The organism is Achromobacter sp. ACM02 (assembly GCF_014851605.1).
Taxonomy (GTDB): domain Bacteria; phylum Pseudomonadota; class Gammaproteobacteria; order Burkholderiales; family Burkholderiaceae_B; genus Achromobacter; species Achromobacter aegrifaciens.
Window position 1 is genome coordinate 383,098 of record NZ_JACUZY010000006.1, and the last position, 12,234, is coordinate 395,331.

Annotated in this window: 10 protein-coding genes; 2 read left to right on the plus strand and 8 right to left on the minus strand. The window is 67.2% G+C overall.

Annotated features, from left to right (window positions below; all coding sequences use genetic code 11):
* Window positions 1–153 precede the first annotated feature (153 nt).
* The 3 genes from IB258_RS21030 to IB258_RS21040 all read right to left on the minus strand — a co-directional run bounded on the left by IB258_RS21030 (window position 154) and on the right by IB258_RS21040 (window position 4,087).
* Window positions 154–1,437: a putative Na+/H+ antiporter gene (locus IB258_RS21030; RefSeq protein WP_054457131.1), complete on the minus strand. Its 1,284-nt coding sequence runs from the start codon at window positions 1,435–1,437 to the stop codon at window positions 154–156.
* A 160-nt stretch (window positions 1,438–1,597) separates the two neighbouring features.
* Window positions 1,598–3,094, minus strand: a complete 1,497-nt coding sequence (locus IB258_RS21035) for a M81 family metallopeptidase (protein WP_192353155.1) — start codon at window positions 3,092–3,094, stop codon at window positions 1,598–1,600.
* 12 nt (window positions 3,095–3,106) lie between these two features.
* Window positions 3,107–4,087, minus strand: a complete 981-nt coding sequence (locus IB258_RS21040) for a tripartite tricarboxylate transporter substrate binding protein (protein ID WP_054457135.1) — start codon at window positions 4,085–4,087, stop codon at window positions 3,107–3,109.
* A gap of 121 nt (window positions 4,088–4,208) precedes the next feature.
* Here IB258_RS21040 and IB258_RS21045 point away from each other — a divergent pair, with 121 nt between their 5' ends.
* Together IB258_RS21045 and IB258_RS21050 are read left to right on the plus strand one after the other, a co-directional pair.
* Entirely contained in the window at window positions 4,209–5,540 is a 1,332-nt protein-coding gene (locus IB258_RS21045; RefSeq protein ID WP_192353181.1) for an aspartate aminotransferase family protein, read from the plus strand.
* A 26-nt stretch (window positions 5,541–5,566) separates the two neighbouring features.
* Window positions 5,567–6,439 carry a MurR/RpiR family transcriptional regulator gene (locus tag IB258_RS21050; RefSeq protein WP_192353156.1) on the plus strand — a complete coding sequence of 291 codons (873 nt, stop codon included), beginning with the start codon at window positions 5,567–5,569 and terminating at the stop codon, window positions 6,437–6,439.
* A gap of 4 nt (window positions 6,440–6,443) precedes the next feature.
* Here the strand turns inward: IB258_RS21050 and IB258_RS21055 are convergent, their stop codons facing one another.
* The 5 genes from IB258_RS21055 to dapA form a co-directional block, all read right to left on the minus strand.
* A complete protein-coding gene (locus IB258_RS21055) occupies window positions 6,444–7,340 on the minus strand; it encodes a hypothetical protein (protein ID WP_192353157.1) in 897 nt (298 codons plus the stop codon).
* The gene (locus IB258_RS21060) at window positions 7,340–9,262 is read right to left on the minus strand and encodes a StlD/DarB family beta-ketosynthase (protein WP_054457141.1); all 1,923 of its coding nucleotides are present in this window, start codon (window positions 9,260–9,262) and stop codon (window positions 7,340–7,342) included. Before IB258_RS21060 ends, IB258_RS21055 begins: the two co-directional genes overlap by 1 nt.
* Before the next feature lie 33 nt (window positions 9,263–9,295).
* On the minus strand, window positions 9,296–10,228 hold the full coding sequence (locus tag IB258_RS21065) for a fatty acid desaturase (RefSeq protein WP_225590468.1): 933 nt from the start codon (window positions 10,226–10,228) through the stop codon (window positions 9,296–9,298).
* Entirely contained in the window at window positions 10,188–10,964 is a 777-nt protein-coding gene (locus IB258_RS21070) for a sterol desaturase family protein (RefSeq protein ID WP_054457145.1), read from the minus strand. The genes IB258_RS21065 and IB258_RS21070 overlap by 41 nt, the downstream gene beginning before the upstream one ends.
* 123 nt (window positions 10,965–11,087) lie before the next feature.
* On the minus strand, window positions 11,088–11,984 hold the full coding sequence (gene dapA, locus IB258_RS21075; RefSeq protein ID WP_054457147.1) for a 4-hydroxy-tetrahydrodipicolinate synthase: 897 nt from the start codon (window positions 11,982–11,984) through the stop codon (window positions 11,088–11,090).
* Between the last annotated feature and the right edge of the window lie 250 nt (window positions 11,985–12,234).

The window sequence follows — 12,234 nt, forward strand, 5'->3', positions numbered from 1 at the left end:
GCAAGACCTGCTCCGAACGGAAGCGGCGGGTGGGCGAGGCCGGAAAAAATACGGGAAAGTCTTGAATTTTAGCGGTTTTTCGTGAACGGCCGGTGTCCGGCCCCGGCGGCCCGCCTTGGGCGGCGCCTCAGGGGCATCCCGAGGGCCGTCTCCCTAGACAGGAAGCAGGAACATGACCGCCGCCACCAGGGTCGGCGCCAGGGCCGACAGGAACAGCCGCCCCGACGAAATGCTGCCGTCCGGGAAGTGGTTCTTCAGGATGGCGAAGCCAGCCGGGTTGGGCGCATTGGCGATCACCGTCAGCCCGCCGCCCGTGACCGCGCCGGCCACCAGCATGTAGCGCCAGGCCTCGCTGGTGCCTTCGACCAGCGAACCCAGGTAGGTCAGCGCGGCGTTGTCGGTGATGGCGGTGAGCGCGGTAGCGCCCCAGAACAGCACGAAAGGTTCAAGCCCGCCCAGCAGGTCCTGCAGCCACCACTTCTGCAGGCCGCCCAGCACCACCAGCCCGGCCAGGAAGAAGCCGACCATCAGGCCTTCCTTGATCATCAGGCGGCTCTGGTGGCGCTTGTAGGCTTCGGCAAAGCCGATGAACATCATCAACAGGCCCAGGAAGATAGCCGGATGATGCGCGCTGAGCACCACGGCGACCAGGAAGACCAGGTGCACCAGCATGACCAGCAGCGGCACCGGCCCGCGCGCATCGCCGCCTTCGGGCGCGTCGACGCCGCCGCCCGTGCCCACCGAGCGCTCCAGCAGCGCCTTGCGGCAGATGAAGGTCAACAGCGCCGCATTCAGGCAGACGGCAATCGCGGCGCGCCAGCCGAAATGCTGCACCATGAAGGTGGAGTCCCAGCCGAAGGTGGAGGCCACCATCAGCACGGGCGGCGCGGCATAGGAAGTCAGCACGCCGCCGATGGAGACGTTGACGAACAGCACGCCCAGCGTCAGGTATTTGAAGCCCGCGCGCCCGCTGCTGCGGAAATAGGCGTCGCGCAACAGAATGGCAGCCAGCGTCATCGCGGCGGGTTCGGTGATGAAGGAGCCGCCCAACGGCACCAGCGACATCACGACAAAGAAAGTGGCGAGTTCGCGCGGCAGCGGCAGCACGCGCGCCACCAGGCGCACCAGCGTCCCCACCAGTTCCAATATAGGCCGGCTGGCCGCCACCACCATGATCACGAAGACGAACAGCGGCTCGGTGAAGTTGCGCGTGTCCATGTACTCGATGGCATGAGAGGGGCCGGCCAGCGCCGCCATCGCCACGATCAGCACGAAGGCCCAGACGCCGAACACGGCCTCGACTTCGGAGAACAGATGCCAGAAGCCCGCATGCGGTCCGCCACGATGCGCGAGCCGCGCGAAGAACGGAACCGAGAAGGTATGAAGAACCGCCACGGCGAACAGGAGGGTGGCGATGACTTCAAGTGTCTGGGGCATGTAAACGACTTCCGGAAGAGGGATACGACAGCGCGGACGCCGCCCGGCGGGCCTGCGGGACAAGGGTCGCAATATAGCGCAAGGCCCTTGCCGTGTAACGCAGGGTCAACACCAAGGCGCGCATGTCCGCGCCGCTATTCCCGCAGGTATTGCGCGCTGGTCAATGCGTCCTGCGCGCATGCCGGAACGGCAGCAGCCGCAGGTCCAGCGCCGCGGGGCCGGGCGCGTCGACGTCGATGATCGCAGCGCACAGCGGCAGAAAGGCCGCTCGGAAGTGGTTCTTGGCCTTCACGCACAGCAGCCGCACCTGATCGAGATCGAGGCCATGCAAGGTGAAGAAGCCTGGATCGTTGGCCGGCGCCACCAGCTCGGTGACGATGACCTGCACATTGGGCCTGTCGCGCAGCGACAGCAGCGCGGTGCGGCCGCAGCTCGTGCGCACGCCCGTTTCCATCGGACCCGTATTGCTGAATTCGCCATCGGTGTAGCGTTCGACCCGGAACGCCGCGCGCACCGGCGCGCCGAAATCGCGGCTCACGCGGCCGCCCAGTTCCAGTTCGCAGTCGCCGCCCAAGCCCGCTTCGAGCGCGCGCTGCACTGCCTCCGGATCCGCGAAACTGGCGAACACGCAAGGCAGATCGATCGACGCATCCAGCAAGGCGCGGAACAGCGCCGGCGTGTCGCACACGCCTCCCGACAAGGGGTTGTCGCCCGGGTCGGTGACGGCCACCAGGCCGCCCGCGCGCGCCGCTTCCACGGCTTGCGCCAATCCCTGTTGCGGCGTCGGCAAGGTGACCGCAAACGCGGGCTCCAGACGCCGCATCGCCGCCTTCATGGTTTCGGCCACGGCCTGCGCCCGCGCGCCGGCGGCATCGCGAGTCATGTCGGCCACCACCAACACCGATGCCCCGGTATCGACGGTGTCCGCATACGGAAAGCCGCCAAACACCGAGACTTCGACCACGCCCTCGCCGCACTGGACTGCCGCGAGATCCTGCAATTCGCGCATGGGCCCGGCATCGGTGCGCATGTTGAAGCTGGACAACAGCAGGTCCGGCTTGGCCACCAGCACCCGCGGCGACAGCGTGCCGGCCTGCGTGCGCAGCAACATGTCGAGCACCCGGCTCGCCGCCTCGCGCATGTCTATGTGGGGATAGGTCTTGTAGCCGCTGGCGCAGTCCAGCAGGCCGCCCAGCTCAGGGGCCAGGTTGGCGTGCAGGTCGAAGCTCGCGCCCAGGGGCACGTCGGGCAACAAGGCCCGCACGGCCCGCACGAAATCCAGATCGGGTGTCTGGCGCAGGTCGGTGATGGCGGCGCCATGCAGCGACAGGTAGACGGCGTCCCAGCCATCCTCGTCCGCGGCCAGTCCGGCCAGCACCTCTTCGGTAAAGGCACGGTGCACGGCGTCGTCTATCGGCCCGCCAGGCAGAGCGGACGCGCAGCGCAAGGCCACGACCTCCCAGTCCGGATGCGCGCGGGCGAACTCGGCCACTTCGCCCAGTTCGGTGGCCGTGCCGGCGGCGGCGGCCAGGGCGTCGCCGCCCTTGCGCCATTCGCGTCGTTCGAAATCCGCCATGGTGCAGGGCGCCGGACAGAAGGCGTTGCCTTCGTACCAGAAGCGCGCCACCGCCAGCCTTTTCTTCGTGCGCTTGCCCATGCTTTTCCCCGCTTATTCCGGACGGATGTCGGTGCCTTCGATCAGGACGCGGTACTTCTCGCGCTCCGTCTGCAGATGCTGCGCCAAGGCTTGCGGCGTGCCGCCCATGGGCTGCGCGGCCAAGGCGGCCAACCGTTCGCGCGTGGCGGGCGCATCCAGCACCCGCTGGGCGGCGGCGTTCAGTTTGTCGATGACGGGCTGCGGCGTGCCGGCCGGCGCCATCACCACGAACCACGAAGTCAGCTCGAATCCCGGCACGGACTGCGCAATGGCGGCCACGCCCGGCGCGGCGGCCACTGGTTGGGCCGAGGTCACGCCCAGCGCCACCAGCTTGCCCGCCTTGATCAGCGGCAAGGCGGTGGGCAGGTTGTCGGCCGACAGGTCGATCTGGCCCCCCAGCAGGTCATTGTTGGCCTGGCTGGCGCCCTTGTACGGCACATGGCGGATGTCCACCTTGCCCATGCGCTTGATCATCTCCAGCGCCAGATGGCCCGAGCTGCCCACGCCGGGCGATCCCCAGTTCAGGCGGCCGGGCTCGGCGCGCGCGGTACGCAGCAGGTCGTCCATGTTCTTCAGGCCAGAGCCGGGATGCGTCAGCACCACGTTGGGCACCTGCGCCACGTAGGCAACCGGCGCGAAGTCCTTGGCCGGGTCGTAGCCGATCTTCTTGTAGACGTAGGCGTTGATGATCTGCGTGCCGGGCGTGCCCAGCAGCAAGGTATAGCCGTCCGGCTGTGCATGCGCCACCTCGGACGCGCCCAGGCTGCCGCCCGCGCCGGCCTTGTTGACCACCACCACGGACTGGCCGAGTTCCGCGCCCAGGCCTTCGGCCATCAGGCGGCCCAGCAAGTCGGTCGTGCCGCCAGCGGCGAACGGCACCACCAGGCGCACCGGCTGCTCCGGCCAGGCGGCGCTGGCCGGAGCAGCCGCGCCCAACGCGGCAGCCGCCGCAATCCCGAAAGTCCAACGACGCAACAGATGGGAAAACTTCATGACGCCCCCTTGAGCGAATGATGACGATGCAACGGCCTACGTGGCAATAAAACCGTTTGGTTTATTTTTACAACAAATATACCATGTGTTTTATTTGACAAACCACACCACTCACGACGCCATGAGCCGCATCATCCATCGCAACTCCAGCCCCCTGCCCATCGCCATCAAGGGCGAAGGCAGCTTCATCGTCGACCAGGAAGGCCGACGCTACTTCGACGCCTCGGGCGGCGCGGCGGTCTCGTGCCTGGGACACGCTCACCCCGAAGTGCGCGCCGCGGCCGTCGCGCAGCTCGACGCGCTGGAATACGCGCACACCAGCTTCTTCACCACCCCGGCCGCCGAAGAACTGGCCGATCTCCTGGCGGCCAACAGCCCGGCGGGCCTGGGCAACGCCTACTTCGTTTCGGGCGGTTCGGAAGCGGTCGAGACCGCCCTGAAGATGGCGCGCCAGTACCACGTCGAGCGCGGCGAGCCCGGGCGCTACCGCTACATCGCACGGCGCCAGAGCTATCACGGCAACACGTTGGCGGCCTTGTCGGTGGGCGGCAACGCCGGCCGCCGCGCGCTGTACCAGCCCGTGTTGATCGAAAGCCATCACGTCTCGCCCTGCTTTGCCCTGCACTACCGCGAAGCCGGGGAAAGCGACGAGCAATACACCGACCGCCTGGCGGCGGAACTGGACGCAGAGATCCTGCGGCTGGGTCCGACCACGGTATCCGCCTTCATCGCGGAAACCGTGGTCGGCGCCACTGCGGGAACGGTCGCGCCGGTACCGGGCTACTTTCGCAAGATCCGCCAGGTATGCGACCGCCATGGCGTGCTCTTGATCCTGGACGAGGTCATGTGCGGGCTGGGCCGCACCGGCAGTTATCACGCCTTCGAGCAGGAAGGCGTGGTGCCGGATCTGCTGACGCTGGCCAAGGGTCTGGGCGGCGGTTATGTGCCTATCGGCGCGGTGCTGGCGCACGACAGCGTCATCGGCGCCATCAACGCGGGCTCTGGCTCGTTCCAGCACGGCTACACCTACGTCGGCCATCCGGTGGCTTGCGCCGCGGCGCTGGCAGTGCAGCGCATCGTGCTGCGCGACAAGCTGGTGGCGCGCGTCGCCGACATGGGCGCGCAGTTCGGCGCCATGCTGGCAGCGCGCCTGGAACGACACCCGCACGTCGCCGACATCCGCGGCCGGGGCATGTTCTGGAGCGTGGAGCTGGCCGAGGATCCCGGCAGCCTGCGCGCGTTCGCGCCGCAGCGCCGCCTGCATGCGCGCATCAAGACGCAGGCGCGCGAACTGGGCCTGCTGTGCTATCCGGGCGGCGGCACCATAGACGGCAAGCTTGGCGACCACGTGCTGCTGGCGCCGCCCTACCTCAGCACGGCCGATGAACTGGCCTTCGCGGTGGACGCGCTGGCCAGCGCCATCGACCTGGCGCTGGCGGACGATGCGCCATAATACGCGGCACCTTACCCGGAGCGCAGATGGATAAAGCCGCCATCGACAAACTGATCGAAGCCCATTTTTCCGCCCTGCCGCCCAAGCTGCGGCAGGCGGCCCGCTATGCGATCGATCATCCCAAGGACATCGCCCTGGAGTCGATGCGCGCCGCGGCCGGCCATGCCGGCGTGCAGGCCGGCGTCATGCTACGTCTGGCGCGGCAGCTGGGTTTCGATACCTACGAAGCGTTCCGCCAGCCCTACCGCGACTGGCTGGCCGAAGGCGGGTCCAGCTTCGCGGGCCGCGCCACCGCGCTGCGCAAGCGTCCGCAGCACGACGCAGACGCGGGACTGGTCGCCGACATCCTCGACGCCGAAGTGCGCAACCTGGGCAGCAGCCTGGGTCCCGCCGCCCTGCCCGCGCTGAAGGCCGCGCATGGCCTGCTGGCGGGCGCGCGCCGCATCTATGTCATCGGCCTGCGCAGCCTGTATCCAGCCGCCTATCACTTCAGCTATGCCTGCGGCATGTTCCTGGACAAGGTGACCTTGCTCAGCGGCGTCGGCGGCACCTTGGCCGATGAGTTGCGCCGCATCGGACCGGATGACGCGCTGGTCGCCTTCAGCCAGGCGCCTTACGCGCAGGCGGCAGTCACGGCCGTGGAATTCGCGCGTGAGCGCGGCGCCGGCGTGGTGGCGGTCACGGACAGCGCAGTGTCGCCGATCGCCCCGGGCGCCAAGGCGCTGCTGCTGGTGGCCAACGACACGCCCTCGCTGTTCCCCTCGGTGGTGCCTGCGCTGTCCATCGCGCAGACGCTGGCCGCCATGCTGGTGGCGCACAGCGGCGAGGAGAGCCTGCGCGAAATCGGCAACAGCGAAGCCCAGCTGCAACGCTTCGGCGTATACGCCGAAAAGCGGTAAGGACTCAGGCGATCGGCGCGGGCGGCTCCCCGCCTTGCTGCGCCTCTTTCATTTCCATCAGCAGGCTGTGCAGCATCTCGGTGGACAGCCCGTGCAGCACCAGCCGGTAGCCCGCGCGCAGGGTCGACATCGGCACCAGCGGATGGTTGTTGTTGACCAGGATCAGGTGCTGCGGCGCGCCCAGCAGCTTGGCCGCATAGATGCCGATGGTCTCGTCCAGCTGCAGCGAATTGGCCGCGCGCCAGAAGTCATTGTCGGTCAGCATCAGCTGATATAGCGGCGTGAAAAGCTCGATGGCGCTTTGCAGGTCCAGGAAATTCAGCTTGCCCTGCGGCATGTCTTCGAGCCGCAGATCGGGATCACGGATCATCGAAAAATCGACCCGCTGCGGCGCATGCATTTCCACGCCCGCATCGCGCAGCGCCTGGTTCAGGCGGATGACGAAGTTGAACAGGTTCAGGTCATGCTTGACGAAGAGTTCGTCCTTCAGGTCATCGATATCGCGCGGCTCCAGCGGCGTGGTCGTGACCGGCACCGGCGAGTTGGCGGCGATGAACGACAGAATCTGCGCGCCCAGGTGGAAGTGGCGCAGGATCAGCCAGTTGGCCTCCGGCGACACGAAGCGCTTCAAGCCCCACGCCAGGATGCGGTGCAGCAGCTTCGAATGCGACCAGCGGCGCGGCAGGAAGGTCTTGATGACCTGGATCAGGATGATGAAGGCGCGCGCCAACGGCCGCAGGAACGGCAGCAGGTATTGGCGCGAAGCGCAGCTGGAATCCGTCAGCCAGGCCTTCTTCACCTTGTCCGGCAAGGGCGTGCTGCGGTCCAGGTAGAGCGCAAGCCAGGGGCAGGGATCGGCGGGATCGTGCGGCTTGGCGAGGAATTCGGGTTCTTTGCTCATCACGCCTCGCCTTCCATCACGTGGTGGAACTGCATCAGGTAAAGCGCGGCCGTGCGGCGCGCCGTGTCGACGATGCGCTGCTCGGCGCGGCCGTCCTCATCGCAATCCAGCGCCAGTTCCACCGCCGACAGCCAGCGCGCCAGGTGATGCTCGTCGTTGTGACCGTGATACTCCAGGAAGCGGAAGGCGTCCGGCGGCAGTTTCAGGCTGGCCTTGAGCAGCGGCAGCAGCGCCGGCACGATGCGCTGGCCCGTGCCTTCGATGATGTAGATGGCGCCCAGCAGGCCGATGGGGTCGCGCGTGGCGGCCAGGCCGTGCAGATAGGCGTTGAGCGCTTCGCCGCCGGGATTGCGGCGCAGGGCGTCAATGTCGGCGACCTCGCCGCCCGCGGTGCGATAGTCCTGGAACAGGATCTGGAAGTCGTTCTGCTCTTCGCCCGCATGCGTGTCGATCAACGCCGCAAGCGGCGCGTATTGCTCCGTCAGCGAGGCCGCGCCTTCGCGCATCCACTTGCTGCCTTCGCGCACCTGCGGAATCCAGTTCTCCATCCAGTTCAGGTAGTCGGCCGTCTGGAATTGGCGGTTGCGCAGGCGCCGCACCACCGGCGTGCGCCACACGCGCGAGCGGTAGTCGTGCCAGATTGCGGCCAATTCGGTCAGCAGCTGGCCCAGGCCCTGGGGCGCCATGTCCGGGTCATGCGGCGGCGCGATGGCGGCAGCGTCATCGCTGTTCGCGTCCTCGCGCGGCGCAGCCGCGGCCGGCGCGCCCGCGGCGACTTGCGGGGCGTGGACGGCCTCGGCCTCCAGCAGCATGTAGGCGGCCATGAAACGGCCTGATTCCGGGATGTAGCAGAAGATCTGCTCGCCCGGTTTCACTTCGCGCGTTTCCAGGAACTCCGCCAGCATGATCAGGATGGACGCCGCGCCGGTATTGCCGCGCCACGCCAGGTTGCTGAACCAGCGCTCGCGCGGGATCACCAGGCCGGCCTTCTCCATCAGGTCTTCCACCACCGGAATGAACTTCTCCGATGAGTAGTGGCACAGGAAGTGGTCGACCTGATCCGGATCCACCCAGCCGTCGCGCACCAGCTTGGCGTATTCATGGATGCCGATGTCGAACAGGTGCGGCAGCAGGCGGATGTCCTGGCGCAGCGACAGCGCACCGTCGGCCTCGGCCTCGTTCCAGGACGGATAGTCCAGATGGCCGCGAGCGCGGTCGGCCGACAGGCCCAGCTGCATGCACACCGGATAGTCGCCCGAGAACGAGCGCTGGTGCACCCACTTCAAGCGCAGGCGCACGCCCTGCGAAGCGCCCGGCAGGGGCCGGCCACTATTGCCCAGCAGCACCGCTCCCGCGCCGTCGGACAGCATCCAGCGCAGGAAATGCGCGTCGAAGTCGGCGTCGTAGCCGCGCGCCGCGAAGCGCGAACGCTTGAACAGCCGCGACGGCAGCTCGCTGGCCACGGCCAGGGCGCTGGCATGGCCGCCCAGCTCCACGCCCTGCGCGGCCGTCTGGATGGCCGATACGCCCGCGGCGCAGATGCCGTGCACCGACAGGGTTTCCATCGGATGCGCGGCCAGCTCGCCCTGGATCATGTTGGAGAAGCCCGGCATCAGCGCGTCCCCGCCCGACGAGCCGCTGGCCAGCAGCGACACCGCGGACAGGTCGCTGTCGTTGCGCCGCAGGCAATCGCGGATGGCATTGGCCGCCAGTTGCGCGTTGCTGAACACCGTGGCGCCTTCCTGGTCGATCGCGTAGTAGCGCTGCTTGATGCCGTTCTCGGCCAGGATGCGGCTCTTGATGCGGCTGGACATGCGGTTCAGCGGCGCGATGTAGCTGTCCATGGCATCGTTGGACACGGGTTCGCCCGGCATGAAATAGCCGGCGCTTTCCAGATAGACACGATGAAACGCGATGGGCATGAGAGGCCTCTGGTGGATATAGGGTGTGTGGCGCTAGCGGATGTGCTCGGGCGCCATGCATGAACGGCTGCGAAAGCGCGGCAGGAAGGCGCCCAGCACGAACACGCGGAACATGTAGGGCGTGAGGCCGGGCTCGTTCAACGCCGGATTCACGCGGCTGCGGTATTGCTCGCGATGCAGGCGCTCCAGTTCGGACCAGTGCGCCCGCGGGTGCTCGTGGTGCGCGGTATGCAGGCCGATGTTGAAGAGCAGCGGATTGACCAGCCCTTCGAAATTGCGCGCATAGTTCAGGCCCGCGACGGCCCGGGGGCCGCCGTCGGCATGGGCATGCTGCAGATAGTTGGTGGCCAGCAGCCAGTGCAGGCCGTGCAGCTGCGGCACGATGACGAACACCAGCGCTTTCATGGGATTCACGGCCAGCAGTCCGCCCCACAGGCCCAGCCACACGCCGTACTGCGCCATGCAATAGCGCCAGGCGCCCGGCCAGTGGCGGCGCAGGCGGCCCAGCCAGGCGAAGAACAGCGGGTACAGCACCCAGCCGGCCTGCAAGGGATGGATCAGGTAGCCCCACAGATGGTTGGTGTCGCCGCCGAAGCGGTAGGTGCGCGCCACGTCGCGCGCGCCGTGCTTGTAGCGGTGGTGATTGGCCACGTGCGCCGGATAGAACACGAAGGTCGGATGGCCCTGCAGCAGCGTGATCCAGAAATCGGTGGCGCGGTTGGTCCAGCGTCCCCGCCACATGCGGATATGCGTGTGGTTGTGATGGATGACGCCCACGCCCAGGGTCAGGAACAGCATCAGGCCGTACAGCGGCCACCAGAACCCGTGCACCCATTGCCAGGTCGCCAGCGCGGGCAATGCGCCCAGATAGGCCAGGCTTTGCCAGTCGCGCCGGTTGCGCAGCGACGGCAGCCGGCGCTGCCGCTTAAGCGCGCCCGCCAAGCGATTCTCGTTGCCGGAAAGCATTCAGCTGGGACTGCGCCGCCTCGGCCTTCAGGCGGGTGCGGAACAGGCGGTCCATGAAGGTGAACTGGAAGCCGTAATTGCCGTTGTAGCAGGCGTGGTGCAGATGATGGCGGCGGCTGGCGGCGAACCAATGCGCGTAGGACACATTGGGGAAGAAGTCGTAGTTGGCGTGGCCGATGCAGTTGAAGAACAGGCTGAACAGCGGCACCGACGCCAGCGACCAGAAGCTGAAGTCATGCAGCACCATGGGCAGCATGATCACGTTGCCCAGCATCAGCGCCTCGATGGGATGAAAGCTATAGGTCGAGAACGGCGTGGTCACGACCGAACGGTGATGCGGCAAGTGGAAGCGGCGCAGCAGCTTGGTGTGCAGCAGGCGGTGGTTGATCCAGAAATGCACGTCGTTCCAGGCCACCAGCACCAGGATTTCGACAGTGATCTTTTGCCAGCTGGCATCCGGATCCAGGTGCGCCCAGCCCAGCTGCAACAGGCCCCACGGAAAAATCATTCCGGTGCCGAACAGCAGGATGGACAGGCCGGATTGCGCGAACTCGCGCCGCAGTTGCCCCGGCGCCAGCGGACGCGGATCCAGCGGGCGTCCGATGCCCAGCGCCGGCAGGATGTGGTGCGTCAGCAGCCAGGTGGCCGCACCGAAGACCAGATAGATGCCGCCGAAGAAAAGCAGGCCCGCCAGCATGACTTGCCAGGCGGACAAGGCTACAAAAGCTTGGGCCATGAACGTTCTGTTTCACCCGAAGAATGGGCGCATGATAAGCAATCCGTCAGCTTCCCGGTAGGACATTTATTACAAAATGAATCCGAAGGCCACAAAGCTGGCGGACTGCTCACCAAGTTCGGGCTACTGGCAGGGATATTGCCGGTTCAGCCCCGCCACGGCGGCGTCCATGCGCGCGGCCAAGCCCGCGCTGGCGGACGGCATGGGCATGCGCAGCTCCTCGCTCAGCAGGCCCTGCCGTCCCAGCTGCGCCTTCAGGGGGCCGGGATTGGGCTCGGCGAACGTCAGCTGGATGATGGGGACCAGCGCGTGGAACAGCTTCCTGGCCAAGTCCAGCTGCTGCGCCTTCACCGCCTGATGCATGGCCACGAACAGATCGGGGCGGATATGCGCGGCGGCCGCGATCATGCCCGAGCCCCCCAGGCTCATCACGGACAGCGCCTGCAGGTCCTCGCCTGCCAGCACGTGCATGTTGCCGTCGGCGATCAGCGCGATGGTCTTTTCCAGCGAACCGCCGCAGTCCTTGATCGCCGCGATGTTCGGGTGCGCGGCCAGCGCCAGCAGGGTCGCTGTGTCCAGCGTCGTGCCGGTGCGGTAGGGAATGTCGTAGAGCACCAGGGGGAAGCGCGAGGCATCGGCCAGGCAGCGGAAATAGGCGGCGGCGCCTTCCTGGCCGGGCCGCACGTAATACGGCGCGGGCGCCAGGATGCCGGCCAGCGGACGCGTGCCGAAGGCGGCCAGGCGCTGCATCACGTGTCCGTGGTGGTTGCCCGCCAGGCCCATGATGACGGGCAGCCGGCCCGCTTCGGTCAGCACGGCGTCCAGCACCGCCAGTTGCTCGGCGTCATCCAGCGATGCGGCCTCGCCGGTGCTGCCGCACACGACCAGCCCGTCCACGCCCGCGGCGGCATAGTGGCGCACCAGCCGGCGCAAGGCCCCGCCATCCACGGCGCCGCCGGCAAACGGCGTGACCAGCGGCACCCAGACGCCCTGGATCGGAGATTGATGATGAGATTGCATGAGAACACTCCTTCGGTGTAAGCGGACCGTGGTTGGGGACCGTACAGAAGTGCTCGGGATGTCAGGGGATGCGCGGACGGCGCCAAGCGCCGCCAGGAGGCCGCTGTTCCGTCGCCCATCTGACGGAACAGCATGCTCCGGTCAGATGAGCGGCTGTTTTTTGGATTTCAGGCCGGCGCAAACCAGCACCACGCCCTGGGCGCGGAACGGGAAAGCGGATTGGTTGGCCTGATGAATCATGTATGGATTG